This window comes from Rhodococcus baikonurensis (assembly GCF_040489275.1).
Classification (GTDB): domain Bacteria; phylum Actinomycetota; class Actinomycetes; order Mycobacteriales; family Mycobacteriaceae; genus Rhodococcus_F; species Rhodococcus_F baikonurensis.
Map to the genome: position 1 here is coordinate 202,169 of NZ_JBEUOQ010000003.1, position 17,657 is coordinate 219,825.

Below are 17,657 nucleotides of genomic sequence, written 5' to 3' on the forward strand. Positions count from 1 at the left end.
CCGTCAGTAAGGATCGAACTGAATGACCTCGGCCGGCGTTCCGGCCTCGATCAATCGATCACGCGTCGATCGAACCATTGCTGCTGACCCGCACACCAAGACCTGATGTTCGGTGAACGCACCGTACGACGCGACGACGTCGGCGAGCGTTCCCTCGATGAGATGATCGTCGCCGAATCCGATGTCGACGTTCAACCGGTCGAACCATCCGTCGGGCGGGCCGCCGTCGGAGAGATCTTCGACGACAGGAATGGGCTGCAACCACGGAAACTGGTCGGCGAGCAGCCACAGCATGTCCGCTGCGTAGAGATCGCGAAGCGTTCTGCCACCGAAGAAGAGGTACACCTGCGGCGGGTTCGGGGTCTGAGCCAGATCGAGAATGATCGACCGGAGCGGAGCCAAGCCGGTTCCGCCCGCGACCATGATGACGGTGGGTCCGTTCTCGTCGACGGACAGGTTGCCGCGCGGGTCGAGGATCTGCCAGACGTCACCGGGCTGGGTGTCCTTGACTATCGAACCGCTGACCCAACCGCCGGGAACCGTCTTGACGTGAAACTCCAGCTTCCCGTCGTGTGAGGGAGGCAGGGCGGGGGAGAGCCGACGGAGCAACCGCGAATTCTGCGGGACGCTGACATCGACGTACTGGCCGGGGCGGAAGGGGACGACATCGCCGACCAGGCGGACAACCGCCAGATCCTCACGGAGACGGTGATGTTCGACAACTGTGCTCGACCAGGTTCGCTGGGCCATGAAAGTTCTCCTGTAGTCAGTAGAGCGGGTCGTGCCGGATCTGGTCGAGCGGAGTTCCGCCGGCACGCAAGGCGTAGACGGTCGTCTTGATCATCGACGGTGACCCCGAGATCTGCACCTGACGGTCGGCCCACGAGCCGAACTGCGCGACCACTTTTCCGATCGGTCCGATCAGTCGGCTGTGCATTCCGAAGGGCGGTTCGAGCACCGGTCCGTTGTGCCACCAAGGGTTTTCGGGTTCTTCGGAAACCGGTACGACGGTCAACCACGGGTTGCTGAGCGAGATGTGCCAGAGGGTTTCGAGGTCGTAGAGGTCGCACGGGTAGCGGCCGCCGACGAACAGATGCACGCGCGGGTTGTTCGCGCGTTGGGACATTTCCATCACCTGGGCCCGCAGAGGGGCGATGCCGGTGCCGGACCCGATCATGAGAACGTCACGGTCGCTGGTGAAGTCGACCTCGAGACCGCCGAGGGGAGTGGACATGACCCAGCGGTCACCGACGTTGGTTTCGCTGACGATCGCGGGGCTGACCCATCCTCCCGACACCTTGCGGATGTGGAACTCGAGCTGACCGAAAGGGTTGGTCGGAATCGCCGGTGAGTAGTACCGCCACATTTTCGGGCGCTGCGGAATCTGAACGCCGACGTACTGTCCCGCCCCGTACGGAATGGGTGGGTCGGCTTCGAGGCGCACTATCGCCAGATCGTCGAGGACTCGTTCGTGGCTGACCACGGTTGCGCCCCAGAGCGCCGGGGTCGTATCGGATTCGGCGCCGTCGGCCATCGTGCTCACGACGAGGTCGGTGAACTGCGACCAGGCCTCGTCCAGTTCCGGCGTCCACTTGTAGCGGCTGTGCGCGCTCGTGCCGTACATCGACCGAACCGCGCGCTTCAGAGCGACGCCTGCGGCCTCGTAGTGCTCACGCTCGACACCGTAGCGACGGTGGTCGCGGCCGAGTTGCGTGAGGAACTTTCGGATTCGGCGGTGCTGCGGCAGATTCTTCACGACGAACTCGACGGCTCTGAAGAAACGGTGGCCCTGCGATTCCATCCCGGCGGGGAACAATGAGCGGTACAGAGGATGTTCCGCAAAGAGGCCGGTGTAGAACACTGCCGAGAAGTGCGCGCGGCTCTCTTCGTCGTCGGTCAGAGAATCGAGGCTGGATTGCAGACGGGCGATCACTGTCGGATCCAATCCATCCCCCTTTCGCACCAGCTGCAACTCTCGCCACAATTCTAGTACGGCCGAAAATGTGACCTACGAAACCAACTCGGTCTGGCGAAAACAAACTTGAGCGGAATAGACTCAAGTTTGTCCGCGTTGAGCATAGTGACACAGTCGCAATACCAACCGGTCGCGGCTCTTCCCGTTCGACTTCGCCAGAAAGGTGACAAGTGGACTCGTTCACACCAACAACCAAGACCCAGGCTGCGATGACGGCTGCACTGCAGTCGGCGTCGTCGGCGGGTAATCCCGATATCCGGCCCGCCCATCTGCTGGTCGCATTGCTCGACCAGACCGACGGCATCGCTGCCCCACTACTCAAAGCCGTAGGCGTCGACCCCACGGTCGTACACCGTGAAGCTCAGGCAATCGTCGACCGCCTGCCCAAGACAACCGGCGCAAGCTCCACTCCGCAACTCGGACGCGAGGCACTCGCGGCACTGACCGCTGCTCAGCACCTCGCCACCGAGATGGACGACGAATATGTCTCCACCGAGCACGTCCTCTACGGACTGGCCGGCGGCGACTCCGACGTCGCCCAGTTGCTCGTGCGCCACGGCGCCACCCAGGACGCACTGCGTGAAGCCTTCACCACCGTCCGCGGCAGCGCTCGCGTCACCAGCCCGGAGCCGGAAGGCACCTACCAAGCGCTGGAGAAGTACTCCACCGACCTCACCGAAGCCGCGCGAAGCGGCAAGCTCGATCCGGTGATCGGTCGCGACACCGAGATTCGTCGTGTCGTGCAGGTGCTCTCGCGTCGTACCAAGAACAACCCGGTCCTCATCGGTGAGCCCGGCGTCGGTAAGACCGCGATCGTGGAGGGCCTGGCCCAACGCATCGTCGCGGGTGACGTCCCGGAATCGCTGCGAGGCAAGACCGTCGTGTCCCTGGACCTCGGGTCCATGGTCGCCGGTGCCAAGTTCCGCGGTGAATTCGAGGAACGTCTCAAGGCAGTTCTGGACGACATCAAGAACAGCGCCGGACAGGTCATCACCTTCATCGACGAGTTGCACACCATCGTCGGCGCCGGAGCCACCGGTGAATCCGCGATGGACGCAGGCAACATGATCAAGCCGATGCTCGCCCGCGGTGAGCTGCGGTTGGTCGGTGCCACCACACTCGAGGAGTACCGCAAGTACATCGAGAAGGACGCAGCACTCGAGCGTCGTTTCCAGCAGGTGCTCGTCGGTGAGCCCTCGGTCGAGGACACCATCGGCATCCTGCGCGGCCTCAAGGAGCGCTACGAAGTGCACCACGGCGTGCGCATCACCGACTCCGCGTTGGTGGCTGCTGCCGCGCTGTCGGACCGCTACATCACGTCGCGGTTCCTGCCGGACAAGGCCATCGACCTCGTGGACGAAGCCGCATCGCGACTGCGTATGGAGATCGACTCGCGGCCCGTCGAGATCGACGAGGTGGAACGCACGGTTCGCCGACTCGAAATCGAAGAAGTGGCACTCGAGAAGGAAACCGACGACGCGTCCAAGGCACGGCTCGAGAAGCTGCGTCAGGAACTCGCCGACGACCGCGAAAAGCTCAATCAGCTCAGCACCCGCTGGCAGAACGAAAAGCAGGCCATCGACTCGGTGCGCGTGCTGAAGGAACAGCTCGAAAACCTGCGAGGAGAGTCCGAACGCGCTGAGCGTGACGGCGATCTGGGCAAGGCAGCCGAGTTGCGCTACGGCCGCATCCCGGCGCTGGAGAAGGAACTGGAAGAGGCAGCAGCCGCTTCCGGAGCCGCCTCCGACGGTGACGTGATGCTCAAGGAAGAGGTCGGGCCAGACGACGTCGCAGACGTGGTCGCAGCCTGGACCGGAATCCCCGCCGGCCGGATGATGGAAGGCGAGACCGAGAAGCTGCTCCGCATGGAGTCCGAACTCGGCAAGCGAGTCGTCGGCCAGACCGACGCCGTCGTCGCCGTCTCGGATGCGGTTCGCCGCGCCCGAGCAGGTGTCGCCGACCCCAATCGGCCCACCGGTTCCTTCCTGTTCCTCGGCCCGACCGGCGTCGGTAAGACGGAGCTCGCCAAAGCCTTGGCGGACTTCCTCTTCGACGACGAGCGCGCGATGATCCGCATCGACATGAGCGAATACGGTGAGAAGCACTCGGTGGCCCGACTCGTCGGTGCCCCTCCGGGATACGTCGGCTACGAAGCCGGCGGCCAGCTCACCGAAGCTGTCCGGCGACGCCCGTACTCGGTGGTCCTCTTCGACGAGGTCGAGAAGGCACACCCCGACGTGTTCGACGTCCTGCTCGCAGTGCTCGACGAAGGCCGACTCACCGACGGTCAAGGCCGCACGGTGGACTTCCGAAACACCATCCTGATCCTGACCTCCAACCTGGGATCCGGTGGCACACGGGAGCAGGTCATGGACGCGGTACGCCACGCGTTCAAGCCGGAGTTCATCAACCGTCTCGACGACGTGGTCATCTTCGATTCGCTCTCCGAAGAGCAGCTGGAGCACATCGTGGACATCCAGCTCGAGCAGTTGCAGAAGCGTCTGGCTGCGCGTCGTCTCACCCTCGAGGTGAACGGTGCGGCTCGGATGTGGCTCGCAGTGCGCGGCTACGACCCGCTGTACGGCGCTCGGCCTCTGCGTCGACTCGTTCAGCAGTCGATCGGCGACCAGCTCGCCAAGCTGCTCCTGGCAGGCAAGGTCCAGGACGGCGACACCGTGCACGTCGGTGTCAGCGAGGACGCGGATCAGTTGGTTCTCTCCTGATTCGGTAAGCGGAATGCCCCGTCGATCCACTTGGATCGGCGGGGCATTCGCATTTTGTTCTACCCTGGATGGCTGGATGCTCGAACCGGGGATGAGTGCACCCGCGCCTCTCCGAACGACTTCGACGCTCTTTCGTCCCAACCGAAGGTGAGCCAGGCATGACCGATCAGAACGATCCGCGTAACTCGGGTGGGCCGCGCCGTGAGGATCCCGAGGCCACCGAGGTGTGGGGGCGTACGCCCGACCAGCCGACGGAGCAGTACGGGACGGTGTCCGGCCAGAATCCGAACCAGCCGACGGAGTATTTCGGTCAGCAGCCGGGGGCACAGCAGTATCCCTACGGTGGCCCGGATCAGAACACGGAGTACTTGGGGCAGCAGGGGCAGCAGCCGAATCCCACTCAGGCGTTCCCTGCCTACAACCCGCAGTTCGATCCGCAGGCGCCGCCGCCCGGAGCGACGCAGGCCTATCCGCCGTACACGGCCCAGCAGTACGGGACCACGGATCAGTACGGAAATACGCAGCAGTACGGAAATACACAGCAGTATCCGGTTGCCGGTGGTGGCGGTGGTGTCCCGCCGGAACAGCCGTTCATCGAGGACGGGTCGTCGGGAGGCGGCAAGAAGCGCAAGCTCGCGACATGGGTGGCCGCCGGCGTGGTCGGGATCCTGGTCGCCGTGATCGCGATCGTCGCGTTCTCGGCGTTCGGTTCGAACGACAAGGGCACCCAGACCGCTTTCGTTCCCCCGACGACCACGACGCAGGCGCCGACCACCACACCGCCGAAGGCGAGCACCACGGCACCGACTCCGACGACGGATTCCCCGCTCAGCCAGCTTCCGGGCGGGCTCGGCGAAGTCATCGGTGACGCCGGGGGAGCCGTCGGCACCGTCAAGTCGAATGACGGCGGCACATTGGTCATCGATTCGATCGGCGGCTCGCAGGTGACGATCCTGACCACTGCGGACACCACGCTCATCGCGCTCAACCGTGCCACCATCGCCGATCTGCAACCGGGGGACAACATCGTCGTCGACGGAACGCCGGTGGAGAACGGGACGATGACCGCCAACACGATTCTGAGTACGTCGCTGCCGAAGTTCGGCAACTGAGTCGTTCACGACACATCGGGCGAGTCCACCAGGGTGTCGCGGGAGGTTGAAGCCGCGAGTCGCTACCCTGGAGGGTGATGACTGGAATGTGGTTCGGACTGGCAGCAATTGCACTCGCAGGCGCGGGTGCGCTTCTGTACGTCGACAGGACGAGGCGAGATCAATCAGGACGAGTGCGTCAGATCTGGGCGAAGGCTCAGGGCTACACGTACACGGCTACCGACGATCAGCTGGCAGGCGAATGGCATCGCGCGGTCATGGCCAAGCAGGACTACCTCACAGCCACCGACGTCGTCCGAGGCCGTCGCCGCGGAGAGCAGTTCGTGCTGTTCGACCTGGAAGAGACCGCGACCATCGTGGCCGTTCGCCGCGAGATCGGGTCCGACGTCGACATCGATCTCCGGTTGAAGTCGACAGCTCCGCCCAAAGACGGTGACCTGAACCTGCTGGGTGCGATCGGTTCCCGGGTGGTTTTCGCAACGGACCTCGAGATTGCTCGTCGTGTCTGTGATCAGCGCATGGTGGCGTTCACCGAATCCGTTCCGCCGTCGATCAGCATGCTGTGGAGCGAAGGGCCGTGGACGCTCGGCTCGCTGCCGGTGACCAGCAACGGCCGGGATTGGGACGCGGCAATCGAGTCGGTTGCGCGGCTGTCCGGCATCTTGCACGTACTGCCCCCCGTCACCGATCCCAATGAACTCGAGGTCGATCACGATCCGAGCCGTCCGCGGCCGGGGGCCGAGAAGTCTCGCCCCGCTCAGGATCCGGTAGAGCAGCCCCGTTCGCGTCAGGAGCAGCCGCCTCGTGAAGCTGCACCTCGTGAATTCTCGCCGCGTGAGTCCGCGCCGCGTGAATCTGGATCGCGTGAATCTGGACCGCGTCAGGACCAATCGCTGCGCAAGCCCGAGGCGGCCGACAAGCCGGCTCAGCGTCCGGCGTCGCAGCGCTCGGGCACAATTCGCCCCGTCGACTGACCTTCAGGTTCCCGTCCCGTCCCGATAACCACTAGCGTGGCCGGTATGTCGACTTCCCACTCGGATCGCCCTGTGCGTCCCGTTGCCCTGGTGACCGGACCTACCTCTGGTCTCGGCGCCGGTTTCGCCAAGAAATACGCCTCCCTCGGATACGACCTGGTTCTCGTCGCGCGTGACGAGGTCAGATTGCATGACCTCGCGTCCGAGCTGAAGACGATGTTCGGCACCGAGTCGGAGATTTTGGTTGCCGATCTCGCATCCGAGGCCGGACGCGACACGGTCGCGCTTCGATTGGAGAAGGGCGTCGAGGTGTTGGTGAACAACGCCGGATTCGGTACGTCCGGCGAGTTCTGGACCGCAGATCCGGCGCTGCTGCAGTCGCAACTCGACGTCAACGTCACCGCCGTGATGCGGCTGACCCGCGCGGCGCTGCCCAGCATGATCGCGTCGGCGCACGGAACGATCGTCAACGTCGCGAGCGTCGCGGGGCTGTTGTCCGGGCGCGGTTCGACGTACTCGGCAAGCAAGGCGTACGTGATCTCGTTCACGGAGGGACTGTCCGGCGGGTTGGCCGGAACGGGAGTGCGCGTGCAGGCACTGTGCCCGGGCTTCATCCGCACCGAGTTCCACGAGCGTGCGGGTATCGAGATGTCCACGATCCCCAAGCCGATGTGGCTGAGCGTCGACCAGGTGGTTGCGGCGTCGATGAAGGATCTCGGTGACGACAAGGTCATCAGCATTCCGGGAGTTCAGTACAAGGTCCTCACTACGGCTGGGCGTCTGGTTCCCAAGGGTCTGGTTCGTCGGCTGACGAACATCGTGGGCAGAGGCCGCGGGCGAACGTAGCCCAGAGGCAGAAGCCGAACACAAGGCAGTGGTCGGTAGGCTGAGCACTCATGAGCGATCGTGAGGATTTGGCTGCGCTGGTGCGCGAATTGGCTGTTGTACACGGAAAGGTGACGTTGTCCTCGGGCAAGGAAGCCGATTACTACGTCGACCTTCGCCGCGCGACACTTCACCACAAGGCGGCGCCGCTGATCGGCTCGCTGCTGCGTGAACTGGTCGCGGACTGGGATTTCGACGCCGTCGGCGGTTTGACGATGGGCGCCGATCCGGTTGCGATGGCGGTGATGCACGCTCCCGGACGCCCGATCGACGCGTTCGTCGTTCGCAAAGCTGCCAAGGCACACGGGATGCAGCGTCAGATCGAGGGCCCGGACATCGTGGGCAAGCGTGTCCTGGTTGTCGAGGACACGACCACCACGGGCAATTCGCCGCTGACAGCAGTGAAGGCCCTGCGCGAGGCGGGGGCCACCGTGGTCGGAGTCGCGACGGTCGTCGATCGCGCGACGGGTGCGGATGCGGTGATCGGTGCCGAGGGCGTCGAGTACCGCTCGCTGTTGGGCCTGGAAGATCTGAACCTGAGCTGACGCCCCGTGAGTGGTTAAGGGGTCCCTGCACTCCTTAACCACTCACAGGGGTCAGTCGCCGACGGTGACGGCGAGCGCTTCGTCGACGCTGTGCGGCGCGGGATCGTGGTCGTCGACGTGCGCGAGGACCTTGCGTCCGCTCGACAGGACGAACACGGCGGCGAGGGTGAGCACCGCGCCGACCCAGAACGGCATGTGGACGTTGGACTCGCCGAGCTTGCCGGCAACCCACGGGGCTGCGGCGCCGCCGACGAATCGAACGAAGCTGTAGGCAGCCGAGGCGGTCGACCGTTCCACGGGAGCCGAGATCATGACGGTTTCGGTGATGAGTGTGTTGTTCACGCCGAGGAACAAACCGGCGAGGACGACGCCGACGATCAGGACGATCTTGTTCTCGGTGAAGAGCGCCATCATGCCGAGGTCGAGTGCGAACAGTGTCAGCGCCAGCATCATCATCGGTAGGGTGCCGAAGCGTCGTTGCAGGCGAGGGGCGAGGAAAACCGACGAGATCGCCAGCATCAGGCCCCAGCCGAAGAAGATGAATCCGATCGGGTACGCCCCCATGTCGAGGGGGAACGGTGTGTACGCGAGCAGCGTGAAGAATCCGTAGTTGTAGAGCAGCGCGGTGATGGCAACAGTGAGTAGCCCGCGGTGCCGCAGAGCCTGGAACGGCGCAGCGATGGATGTGTGGTGTTCCGGCTTGGGTGCGCTCGGAAGCATCACGACGATGAGAATGAAGGCAACTGCCATCAAGGCTGCGACGCCGAAGAACGGTGCGCGCCAGCTGATGTCACCGAGAACGCCGCCGACCAACGGTCCGACCGCGATACCGATGCCCAGTGCAGCCTCGTACAGGATGATCGCACGTGCGACGCCGCCGCTGGCCGCGCCGACGATGGCCGCCAGTGCCGTTGCGATGAACAGTGCATTGCCCAGTCCCCAGCCCGCACGGAATCCGACGATCTGCCCGATGGTGCTGGAAGCGCCTGCCAGAGAAGCGAACACGATGATGATGGCAAGGCCTGCAAGAAGTGTTTTCTTGGCGCCGATGCGGCTGGGCACCACACCGGTGATGAGCATGGCCACGCCGGTCACGAGCATGTAGCTGGTGAACAGGAGCGAAACCTGCGACGGTGTGGCGTCGAGTTGTTCGCCGATCGGCTTGAGGATCGGATCGACCAAACCGATGCCCATGAAGGCGATGACGCTGGCAAAAGCTACCGCCCACACCGCTTTCGGTTGCTTCAGGAGGCTCGGCGGAGCCTCGTTCTGGTGCGTTGATGTCGCGGTCGTGTTGCTCACGGCCACCTCCTTTTTCAGTGGTGGGTATTTCAGCTGGGGTCGGAAGTCTTGATGATGGACCGTAATTCGGCCAATCCGTCAGCCAGCTTCTTGATCTGTTCCGGCTCGAGTTCGACGAAGTGAGGTACCAGGGCGTCGGCGATCTCGTTTCGGCCGTCGTTCAATATCTTTCGACCCTTCTCGGTCATGGCGACGCGCACTGCGCGGGCGTCCTCCGGGTCGGCCCGGCGCTCGACGTAACCGTGTTCGCCGAGTTTGCGTAGCAGCGCGGTGGCGGAGGGCTGCGAGCATCTGTCGAGCCGGGCGAAATCGCTGATGCGCATTTCGCCGTACTCCTCGAGAAGTGAGAGTGCGCGCAGCCAGGCGCGTGGGTACTGCTCGGACGCGAACGAACCTGCCAGCTTCGCGAAGCGGTGTGTATTGCTCACGAGGTCGACGAGTAGTTCGTGCAGTTGCTGCTGGTCATCGGACACGAGAAATATTATTACATAGGGTAACTATGTAAATCAACGGGTGTGCGGAAGGTGGTTCGTCACAGTCGAGGTGACGAGTGCCGCGATGTCGAGGTCGGGGCAGACGAGCGTGAGGCTTCGGTTTGTCGCCAGCACTGCGATGCCGTGGGTTCCCGTCCAGATGTTCAGTGCAGAAGTGGTGGGATCGGAGGCGTTGGCCTCGTCGGTCAGGGATTGCAGGGCGGCGAAGAGTGGGAGTGAAGACTCCCGGAGGTTGCTGCCTGCGCCCTCGAGGAGGTCGTGGCGGAACATCAACTCGAACATTGCGGGTCGCTCCTGGGCGAATGACACGTATTCGATTGCTGCCGAGATCAATCGGCTACGAGCGGGTTGTTTGCCGGCGAGGATGGGATCGAGTCTGTCGGTGAGATCGCGCAGGCCGTGTGAGGCGATTGCGGCAAGCAGGCTGTTGTGGGTCGGAAAGTATCTCCGCGGGGCGCCGTGCGACACGCCCGCGCGCCGCGCGATCTCCCGTAGCGTCAGTTCCGTGGCGCCGTCGACATCGAGAATCTCGACGCCGGTGGCGACAAGTGTTTCGCGAAGGCTGCTGACAGTCATGGAAGACAGTGTCTACTATCTTGAACGTAGACACTGTCTACTAGACGGAAAAGGTGATGCCCTGTGCTCTACTGGCTGTTCAAATACGTCCTGATCGGCCCGGTCCTCTGGCTGTTCGGGCGGCCGACGATCGAGGGCCAGCACCACATCCCCAAGAAGGGGCCGGTGATTCTCGCCGGCAACCATCGGGCAGTCGTCGACTCGTTCTTCCTGGTTCTCATGGTGCGCCGACGCATCACCTTCGTCGCGAAGAGTGAATATTTCACCGGGACCGGTGTGAAGGGCGCGATGCAGCGCTGGTTCTTCGGTGGGGCGGGTCAGGTGCCGATCGATCGTAGCGGCGCCGACGCCTCCCGTGCGGCGTTGGACACGGCCATCGGAATTCTCGACAAGGGCGGGGTCTGGGGGATCTATCCCGAGGGAACGCGATCACCCGACGGGTGCCTGTACAAGGGAAAGACCGGAGCGATTCGCGTTGCCCTGGAAACCGGAGCACCGGTCGTTCCCGTCGTCGTGCACGGCGGCGACGCCGTCAACCCGCCGGGGACGCGGATGTGGCGCTTCAGCAAGGTCCGGATCACGGTAGGGGAGCCGATCGACTTCTCGCGGTACCGCGAACTTCGGGGCTACCAGGCCGTCGTGCGCGCGGCGACGGACGAATTGATGACGGTGCTCTGTGAGCAATCGGGGCAGGAATACGTCGATGTCTACGGCGCGGACGTCAAATCCGGCGATGCCGCCTGAGTGACCCAGTACGGTCGCTGTTGGACGTGTAACCAACAGGAGGATTGTGATGGCGGGCAAGTGGGGCATCGAGCACGCAGTTTTTGCGGCGGCGACGGCAGCGACCGTGGTCGGGGCAGCAGTCGGTAACGAGCGGGTTCAGCAGATCGCGAAGCCCTTGATTGCACCCGCCCTGGCTGCCCGAGTGCTGCGCAAGCGTTCGGAGACGGAAACTGCCGATACCGCACTGCTTCTGGCCGGCCTCGCCGCTGCAACTGTCGGCGACGTGTTCATGATCGACCCGGACAACGATGCTCGTCTGATCAAGGGCGCGTCCTCGTTCGCGGTGATGCAGGCCAGTTACTCGGCGCTGCTGCTGCGCCGTGGCGCTCGGCCGACGCGCGCTGCCCTGCGGCCCCGCATCAGCGGTTGGTCGACGGCGTCCGGTCTGCTGCGTGCCAAGGCGCCGAGCGTGTCGACGCCGCTCACCGGATACGGATTGATGTTGGGAACCACCTCGACGTTGTCGGCGGACCCCGCTCTGGCGCCGCAATCGAAGGCCGTGCTCGACGTGGTCGTCCCGAACAAGGATCGACGGTCCTGGCTCGGATTGGGCGGAGTGCTCTTCACCGCGTCCGACGGGCTGATCGTGGTGCGTCGACTGTTCATCCGCGGGACCGCCGGCCGCGCTGCTGCCGAGGGTGTGATCCTGGCGTCGTACGCGGGAGCGCAACTGATGCTGGTGGAGGGCATGTTGGCGCTGGGACGCAAGAAGAGCGTCTAGTTTTTCACGGGCACAGCATGATTCGGTCTCGGTTCTTCGGGTCCACCATGACGGTGACCGTGGATCCGGGAGTGATCTTGTCTTTGAACTCGGGCCGGATCTCGTACTCGATCCGACCCGAGTACGAATCGGAACCTGGAACCGTGAGGTGGAGTGCGAGCTTGGCCAACTCGCCGTCGACGGTTCGGCGCAGGGGTGTGACCTTGTCGATCCGTGCCCATCCTTCGAGGCCGTGCTTCTCGAGTTTGCGCTCGGCACGGGTCGGGCGGTTGGCCCAGGCCATTCCGAATCCGAGAACCGAGCCGAAAGCGGCGAGCAGCCCGCCGATCTGATAGGGCAGCGTGCCGGGTGGGGTGTGCTCGACCAGCCATCCGAGCCACACCGCGAGCACGATCAGATACCCCACCGCGATGAAACACACGGTGTGTACGACGCGACGGTGATTCATCAGATTTCCTCCACATCCAGGATAGCCTGACCGGATGAGCGAACCGAACGTCTTCATCACCGGTGCTGCGGCTGGAATCGGGCGGGAGACGTCGCTGTTGTTCGCGCGCAACGGATACCGCGTCGGCGCATTCGACATCGACGACGCCGGCCTTGCCTCTGTGAAGGCCGAGATCGACGGCTTCGGCGGCAGCGTCGTGACGGGTGTCCTGGACGTCACCGATCCGGCCGGATGGGCGCGGTGTCTGGCCGATTTTGCCGGGGAGTCAGGCCGTCTGGACATCCTGATCAACAATGCGGGCGTGCTCTCCTCGGGACGGTTCGAGGATATTTCTCTTGCGGCGCATCGCCGAATGGTCGACATCAACGTCACCGGCACGCTCAACGGCACGCACACGGCTTTCCCGTACCTCCGTGATACCGCCGGGGCGCAGGTGGTCAATCTGTGCTCCGCGTCGGCGATCTACGGCCAACCCGAACTCGCGACGTACGGCGCAACCAAGTTCGCGATTCGCGGCCTGACCGAGGCGCTCGATTTGGAATGGGCACAGCACGACATCCGCGTACTAGCGCTCTGGCCGTTGTTCGTCCAGACCGCGATGGTCACCGGAATGGACACTGGTGCCACCAGATCTCTGGGTATCAAGCTGACTGCCACCGACGTCGCGCAGGAGCTGTGGACGGCCACACGCGGCGCCGGACGCGTACACAAGGTTCACTACCCGGTCGGAACTCAGGCGAAGCTCTTCCTCAGTGCGTCGCGGTTCTCGCCCGCGTGGCTCTCACGGCTGATGAACAAGCGCGTCACCAGCACTTAGTCGGCCGCACGATAGAGTGCACTGTCGGCTGTTGCTGGGCCAAGATGACGTGTGTGGAGGTAGTCGGGTGGTTCGTGTTCGGGTGGGGTTCGTGTTGTTGGGCGTCGGATCGGCGCTCGTGCTCGCAGGGTGCGGCGGGGAGGCGGATTCGGCACCGACCGTAGCGGCGCAGCCCAGTTCGACCACCACGACCGCGACACCGACGACAACAACCACCGTCGCGCCCGTCGTCACCACGACCACCGAACCACCGACCACGACGCTGCCGCCGACGACGACGCTCACGGACGTGCAGTTCGAGCGCAACGAGTCGTACTACTTCACCACTCCCGACGGTAACTTCCAGTGCGGCATCATCAAGTTGCCCACCAGAATCGAAGCCGGGTGCGAGGGAACGACCACCCCGGTCCCGCCGCGGCCGGAAAGCTGCATGGTCAACTGGGGCAACGGCATTCGCGTCACCGACGAGGGCGAAGGTGCTTTCATGTGTTCGGGCGGTGAGGTGTACACCTCCGGCGGCCCCGACGCCGATCCGGTGTTGGCCGCCGGTCAACCGCTGAGCAAACTGGGTTTCACCTGCACGACCACCGCGACAGACGTCTCGTGTGTCAACGATCAGACCACGCACGGCTTCACCGTGGCTGCAGATTCCAACGAGGTGTTCTGATGACCGAAGTCGCAGCCGACGACGTTTCCGGCGGGGCCGGTGAACCGGGACCCACCGAGTGGGGCGAGAATCCCAACGGTGTCGGACCGTGGGCCGAGGAACACGACACGGAACCGCCGACCGACGAGCGCTACGACCCGGTGCTGCTGGCCGAGGGTGATCGTCGAAACGTCTTGGACGAGTACCGGTACTGGACGCGGGAAGCGATAGTCGAGGACATCGACTCGCGCCGTCACACGATGCATGTCGCCATCGAGAACTTCGCGCACGACGCCAACATCGGCACGGTAGTCCGCACGGCCAACGCGTTTGCCGCAGCCGCCGTCCACATCGTGGGGCGTCGGCGCTGGAATCGGCGGGGCGCCATGGTGACCGATCGATACCAGCACATCGTTCACCACGCCGACATCGGCCAACTCGTCGAGTACGCCCGTGAGAATTCACTCACGATCGTGGCCGTCGACAACACTCCGGGGTCGGTGCCGCTGGAAACGGCAAGCCTGCCGCGAGAGTGCATCCTGCTGTTCGGTCAAGAAGGCCCCGGAGTGACCGATCATGCGAAAGAGGTTGCGTCCATGACGGTCTCGATCGCGCAATTCGGGTCGACCCGCAGCATCAACGCCGGAGTCGCGGCCGGTATCGCGATGCACGCGTGGGTCCGTGAGCATGCCGATCTCGCCGATTCCCGCTGATCTCGCTCTCGTATTCCGGCTAGCGCGTAGCGGCTCGACCAGACAGGATAGGTAGTTATGCAGGAAGTGTGGGCAGAGCGGGCCGATGCGGCTGAGGGCGCGATAGTCAGTCGTCACCTTCGGCGCCTGTGGGGGATGCCCCGGACAGCACTCGGCGTGGTTGCCTGGCCTGCAGTTCGGCGCGAGCGGATGTTCAAGCCCTGGCACTACTGGTGGCAGGCGCACCTGCTCGATACTGCAATCGACGCACTCGAACGTGACCCGACGCCCAAGCGTCGTCGCCGGGTGGCGAAGGTTGCCCGCAGTGTGCGGGTCCGCAACGTCTCGGCGTGGACCAACAACTACTACGACGACATGGCGTGGCTGGGCCTCTCGCTCGAACGTGCTCAACGCATGTTCTCGGTCGATCACCGGACCGCGGTCCAGGCGCTCGAATCGCAACTCTTCGATTCGTGGTCCCCGGCCGACGGCGGCGGCATTCCGTGGTGCAAAGGTTCCGACTTCTACAACACCCCGGCAAACGGACCCGCCGGAATCATGCTGGCGCGCACCGGAAAACTCTGGCGTGCGCAAGCAACGGCCGACTGGATCGACGAGACGCTGCGGGATCCGGACTCCGGACTGATCTTCGACGGTATCCGCCGCGACGGCACCCTCGAGCGCGCGATCTACTCGTACTGTCAAGGCGTCACGCTGGGGTTGGAAACCGAGTTGTCGACGCGATTGGGCGAGCCGCGTCACCGCGAGCGAGTCCACAAACTCGTCGACGCCGTGTACGACGGCATGACCGAGTACGGAGTCATCACGGGCGGCGGCGGAGGCGACGGCGGATTGTTCAACGCAATCCTGGCCCGCTACCTCGCCTTCGTGGTGGTGAACCTGTCCTGGGAGACGCACGAGGACCTGCGAGCGCGCGAACTCGCAGCGCAGATCGTTCTGTCCTCCGCCGAAGCCGCCTGGAACAACAGACTGCAGATCGAAGGTCTGCCGCTGTTCGGGCACGACTGGACCAAGGATGCTCAGTTGCCGAGTCTGTCCGGCGACATCGCCACCTTCGCCGCCGGAACGGTGCGCTCGTCGAGCGTCCCCGAGCGAGACCTCTCGGTGCAGGTGGGTGGGTGGATGCTCATGGAAGCGGCATTTGTCGTCTCGGCGGCTGGATACCCGCGTAAGCGCTAGGCTTTTCCGTCATGGAATCCCGGCACGTGATCGACACCGACGGCGTTCGTCTTCACATCGATGTCGGTGGGTCGGGGTCGGACGTTCTGGTTCTCTCCGGCGGCCCGGGATGCGTTCACTATCTTGCTCAGGACGAGCTGGTCCCTGAAGGAATGCGCGCGTGGTGCCCTGAGCCGCGCGGAGTAGGTCGGTCCCGAGGCGGCGCTCATTCGATGACGCAGGCGGTTGCGGACCTCGAACTGGTCCGGCGCACCTTCGAGATCGACAGCTGGGTTGTGCTGGGGCACTCGTGGGGATCCGACTTGGCAGTGCGGTACGCACTCGACTGTCCGGAATCGGTGTCCGGCGTCGTCGGAATCGCGGGGCACGGCCTCCACAAGGACCGGACATGGTCGAAGCAGTACGAAGCGGGGATCGAGCCGGACCCGCAGATACCTTGGGAACCTGTTGTCTGGCAATCGCTTCAAGAATCGTTCGTCGAATGGATTCATGAACCACAGCTGTTTCGGCAGTTGGCCGACTCACCCGTGCCCATGACATTTCTCGCGGCAGCCGACGACATTCGCCCGTCGTGGCCGTTGCAGCAACTGGCCGCGCTGGTGCCGAACGGTAGTTTCGAGGTCGTCGACGGTGTCGCGCACAACTTCTGGCAGTCGCACCCGGGCCTGTGGAGGACGATCGTCACCGAGGCTTGTGCGACGCACTCTCGACTCTCCTGATCTCCACCAGGATCCGCTCCGCAACAGTCTGATATCCCAGGCTCCGATTGACGGTCAGCATCGGGTGATTTTCCGTGTTCACCGTCGTGTGAATCTTTTGCAGCAAAGGAAATTCAGCTGCCAACACAGCCGCTTGTTGCTCCTTGACCCACTGAGCGAGGCCATGCCCGCGATGTTGGGGAAGTACCACGGTGTCGTGCTGCGAAGCGTGGGTGCAGTCGTGCTCGTCCACCGTCACTACTGTCGCTGCGGCCACTTCGCCGACGCCGTCGACCGCGCAGCACACCAGGAGTACCTGAGAGCCACCCGTCATCTTCTGTTCCCAGGATCTGACCTCGTCGGCTCCCCAATTACGTTCGGGCATCTGCAGTTCGGCGCCCGGTGCGTCGAGAAGTCGATTCAATGCCTCCGCGAAGGAGTGGACAAGCTCGTCGGGGGTTCGGTTGCGCCAACTGACGATTCGATAGCCGGGGTGATCGCTTTCTGCGGTGGGAGGGCTGAGGTGCTGCACCTGGTTGGCCAGTCGAAGCAGCACACGATGGCCGTCGAACTTGTGCAGGAAGTGTTCGGCCGCACTTCCCACGAGCGCGGTGACCCTGATTCTCCGCACGCCGAACCTGGTGATGTCAACCTCGACGAGTTCGGAAAGCGCTCGTCCTACTCCTCGTCGCTGCGCGTGGGGTGTCACGTACATCCGTAACTCTGCGAGGTCGGCTTCGGCTGAATTTCGTCGTGCCTGGGCGATACCGAGAACCTCGTCGGTGTCGGCGTCGCGTGCGATCCAACGCCACACATCGATCGAATCGCCTTCGGCCTCGATCATGTCCGCCAGGACCGCCGCTGTCGGCGCAGTTCCGGAGAGCCGGCGTTGACCTTCGGAGAACACCTCACACCATTGCCGAAGAACAGGTGCCGAGTCCTCGGACGGTACGAACTCGGCTACGACTACGCGGCTCACCCTTGTGACGATACCGAGCTGCCCACCCTGAGTTGGAATCACGCGAACCCTAACCCTGTCGGACGGCGGCGGCAGTTGCCAGCA

Annotated in this window: 19 protein-coding genes; 12 read left to right on the forward strand and 7 right to left on the reverse strand. The window is 64.0% G+C overall.

Features of this window, described 5'->3' with window-relative positions; translation table 11 throughout:
* Positions 1-3: 3 nt before the first annotated feature.
* Positions 4-750, reverse strand: a complete 747-nt coding sequence (locus tag ABWI03_RS08540) for an FAD-binding oxidoreductase (RefSeq protein WP_003944435.1) — start codon at positions 748-750, stop codon at positions 4-6.
* A gap of 16 nt (positions 751-766) precedes the next feature.
* Positions 767-1,963, reverse strand: a complete 1,197-nt coding sequence (locus tag ABWI03_RS08545) for an FAD-binding oxidoreductase (RefSeq protein ID WP_200314233.1) — start codon at positions 1,961-1,963, stop codon at positions 767-769.
* Between the two features lie 182 nt (positions 1,964-2,145).
* Between ABWI03_RS08545 and clpB the strand changes: the two genes are divergently transcribed.
* The 5 genes from clpB to pyrE all read left to right on the forward strand — a co-directional run bounded on the left by clpB (position 2,146) and on the right by pyrE (position 8,214).
* Positions 2,146-4,698 carry an ATP-dependent chaperone ClpB gene (gene clpB, locus ABWI03_RS08550; RefSeq protein ID WP_095972451.1) on the forward strand — a complete coding sequence of 851 codons (2,553 nt, stop codon included), beginning with the start codon at positions 2,146-2,148 and terminating at the stop codon, positions 4,696-4,698.
* 158 nt (positions 4,699-4,856) lie between these two features.
* Entirely contained in the window at positions 4,857-5,810 is a 954-nt protein-coding gene (locus ABWI03_RS08555; protein WP_095972450.1) for a hypothetical protein, read from the forward strand.
* An 86-nt stretch (positions 5,811-5,896) separates the two neighbouring features.
* The gene (locus tag ABWI03_RS08560) at positions 5,897-6,784 is read left to right on the forward strand and encodes a TtfA family protein (RefSeq protein ID WP_298776176.1); all 888 of its coding nucleotides are present in this window, start codon (positions 5,897-5,899) and stop codon (positions 6,782-6,784) included.
* 45 nt (positions 6,785-6,829) lie between these two features.
* Positions 6,830-7,630: an SDR family NAD(P)-dependent oxidoreductase gene (locus ABWI03_RS08565; protein WP_095972449.1), complete on the forward strand. Its 801-nt coding sequence runs from the start codon at positions 6,830-6,832 to the stop codon at positions 7,628-7,630.
* A gap of 50 nt (positions 7,631-7,680) precedes the next feature.
* On the forward strand, positions 7,681-8,214 hold the full coding sequence (gene pyrE / locus ABWI03_RS08570; RefSeq protein WP_003944385.1) for an orotate phosphoribosyltransferase: 534 nt from the start codon (positions 7,681-7,683) through the stop codon (positions 8,212-8,214).
* Positions 8,215-8,265: 51 nt separating this feature from the next.
* Here the strand turns inward: pyrE and ABWI03_RS08575 are convergent, their stop codons facing one another.
* The 3 genes from ABWI03_RS08575 to ABWI03_RS08585 are packed head-to-tail and all read right to left on the reverse strand — an operon-like array spanning position 8,266 to position 10,586.
* The gene (locus tag ABWI03_RS08575; RefSeq protein ID WP_353798851.1) at positions 8,266-9,522 is read right to left on the reverse strand and encodes an MFS transporter; all 1,257 of its coding nucleotides are present in this window, start codon (positions 9,520-9,522) and stop codon (positions 8,266-8,268) included.
* 23 nt (positions 9,523-9,545) lie between these two features.
* The gene (locus tag ABWI03_RS08580) at positions 9,546-9,989 is read right to left on the reverse strand and encodes a MarR family winged helix-turn-helix transcriptional regulator (RefSeq protein ID WP_095972448.1); all 444 of its coding nucleotides are present in this window, start codon (positions 9,987-9,989) and stop codon (positions 9,546-9,548) included.
* A 33-nt stretch (positions 9,990-10,022) separates the two neighbouring features.
* Complete coding sequence (locus tag ABWI03_RS08585; RefSeq protein ID WP_298775864.1) at positions 10,023-10,586, reverse strand: TetR/AcrR family transcriptional regulator; 564 nt, start codon at positions 10,584-10,586, stop codon at positions 10,023-10,025.
* 63 nt (positions 10,587-10,649) lie between these two features.
* Here ABWI03_RS08585 and ABWI03_RS08590 point away from each other — a divergent pair, with 63 nt between their 5' ends.
* Together ABWI03_RS08590 and ABWI03_RS08595 are read left to right on the forward strand one after the other, a co-directional pair.
* The gene (locus ABWI03_RS08590) at positions 10,650-11,330 is read left to right on the forward strand and encodes a lysophospholipid acyltransferase family protein (protein ID WP_200314228.1); all 681 of its coding nucleotides are present in this window, start codon (positions 10,650-10,652) and stop codon (positions 11,328-11,330) included.
* 49 nt (positions 11,331-11,379) lie between these two features.
* Positions 11,380-12,093 (forward strand): lysoplasmalogenase, encoded by a 714-nt coding sequence (locus ABWI03_RS08595; RefSeq protein WP_298775857.1) that lies wholly within the window; start codon positions 11,380-11,382, stop codon positions 12,091-12,093.
* Between the two features lie 4 nt (positions 12,094-12,097).
* Here the strand turns inward: ABWI03_RS08595 and ABWI03_RS08600 are convergent, their stop codons facing one another.
* On the reverse strand, positions 12,098-12,541 hold the full coding sequence (locus ABWI03_RS08600) for a hypothetical protein (RefSeq protein WP_050656270.1): 444 nt from the start codon (positions 12,539-12,541) through the stop codon (positions 12,098-12,100).
* Between the two features lie 34 nt (positions 12,542-12,575).
* On the opposite strand from ABWI03_RS08600, the gene ABWI03_RS08605 reads away from it, so the two are divergent.
* The 5 genes from ABWI03_RS08605 (at position 12,576) to ABWI03_RS08625 (ending at position 16,615) form a co-directional block, all read left to right on the forward strand.
* Positions 12,576-13,358: an SDR family oxidoreductase gene (locus ABWI03_RS08605; RefSeq protein WP_235171554.1), complete on the forward strand. Its 783-nt coding sequence runs from the start codon at positions 12,576-12,578 to the stop codon at positions 13,356-13,358.
* 67 nt (positions 13,359-13,425) lie between these two features.
* The gene (locus ABWI03_RS08610) at positions 13,426-14,025 is read left to right on the forward strand and encodes a DUF6636 domain-containing protein (RefSeq protein ID WP_095972443.1); all 600 of its coding nucleotides are present in this window, start codon (positions 13,426-13,428) and stop codon (positions 14,023-14,025) included.
* Positions 14,025-14,717, forward strand: a complete 693-nt coding sequence (locus ABWI03_RS08615) for a TrmH family RNA methyltransferase (RefSeq protein WP_298775854.1) — start codon at positions 14,025-14,027, stop codon at positions 14,715-14,717. The genes ABWI03_RS08610 and ABWI03_RS08615 overlap by 1 nt, the downstream gene beginning before the upstream one ends.
* 57 nt (positions 14,718-14,774) lie before the next feature.
* Positions 14,775-15,896 (forward strand): glycoside hydrolase family 76 protein, encoded by a 1,122-nt coding sequence (locus ABWI03_RS08620; protein ID WP_003944321.1) that lies wholly within the window; start codon positions 14,775-14,777, stop codon positions 15,894-15,896.
* An 11-nt stretch (positions 15,897-15,907) separates the two neighbouring features.
* The gene (locus ABWI03_RS08625; protein WP_298775850.1) at positions 15,908-16,615 is read left to right on the forward strand and encodes an alpha/beta fold hydrolase; all 708 of its coding nucleotides are present in this window, start codon (positions 15,908-15,910) and stop codon (positions 16,613-16,615) included.
* On the opposite strand, the gene ABWI03_RS08630 is transcribed toward ABWI03_RS08625, so the two are convergent.
* Positions 16,578-17,573 carry a GNAT family N-acetyltransferase gene (locus ABWI03_RS08630; RefSeq protein ID WP_298775847.1) on the reverse strand — a complete coding sequence of 332 codons (996 nt, stop codon included), beginning with the start codon at positions 17,571-17,573 and terminating at the stop codon, positions 16,578-16,580. The genes ABWI03_RS08625 and ABWI03_RS08630 overlap by 38 nt on opposite strands.
* Between the last annotated feature and the right edge of the window lie 84 nt (positions 17,574-17,657).

Excerpts from the sequence above, each read along its gene's own strand:
- ABWI03_RS08540 (WP_003944435.1), bottom strand. The coding sequence starts at position 750 with ATGGCCCAGCGAACCTGGTCGAGCACAGTTGTCGAACATCACCGTCTC.
- ABWI03_RS08555 (WP_095972450.1), top strand. The coding sequence starts at position 4,857 with ATGACCGATCAGAACGATCCGCGTAACTCGGGTGGGCCGCGCCGTGAG.
- ABWI03_RS08560 (WP_298776176.1), top strand. The coding sequence starts at position 5,897 with ATGTGGTTCGGACTGGCAGCAATTGCACTCGCAGGCGCGGGTGCGCTT.
- ABWI03_RS08565 (WP_095972449.1), top strand. The coding sequence starts at position 6,830 with ATGTCGACTTCCCACTCGGATCGCCCTGTGCGTCCCGTTGCCCTGGTG.
- pyrE (WP_003944385.1), top strand. The coding sequence starts at position 7,681 with ATGAGCGATCGTGAGGATTTGGCTGCGCTGGTGCGCGAATTGGCTGTT.
- ABWI03_RS08585 (WP_298775864.1), bottom strand. The coding sequence starts at position 10,586 with ATGACTGTCAGCAGCCTTCGCGAAACACTTGTCGCCACCGGCGTCGAG.
- ABWI03_RS08595 (WP_298775857.1), top strand. The coding sequence starts at position 11,380 with ATGGCGGGCAAGTGGGGCATCGAGCACGCAGTTTTTGCGGCGGCGACG.
- ABWI03_RS08600 (WP_050656270.1), bottom strand. The coding sequence starts at position 12,541 with ATGAATCACCGTCGCGTCGTACACACCGTGTGTTTCATCGCGGTGGGG.
- ABWI03_RS08605 (WP_235171554.1), top strand. The coding sequence starts at position 12,576 with ATGAGCGAACCGAACGTCTTCATCACCGGTGCTGCGGCTGGAATCGGG.
- ABWI03_RS08615 (WP_298775854.1), top strand. The coding sequence starts at position 14,025 with ATGACCGAAGTCGCAGCCGACGACGTTTCCGGCGGGGCCGGTGAACCG.
- ABWI03_RS08620 (WP_003944321.1), top strand. The coding sequence starts at position 14,775 with ATGCAGGAAGTGTGGGCAGAGCGGGCCGATGCGGCTGAGGGCGCGATA.
- ABWI03_RS08625 (WP_298775850.1), top strand. The coding sequence starts at position 15,908 with ATGGAATCCCGGCACGTGATCGACACCGACGGCGTTCGTCTTCACATC.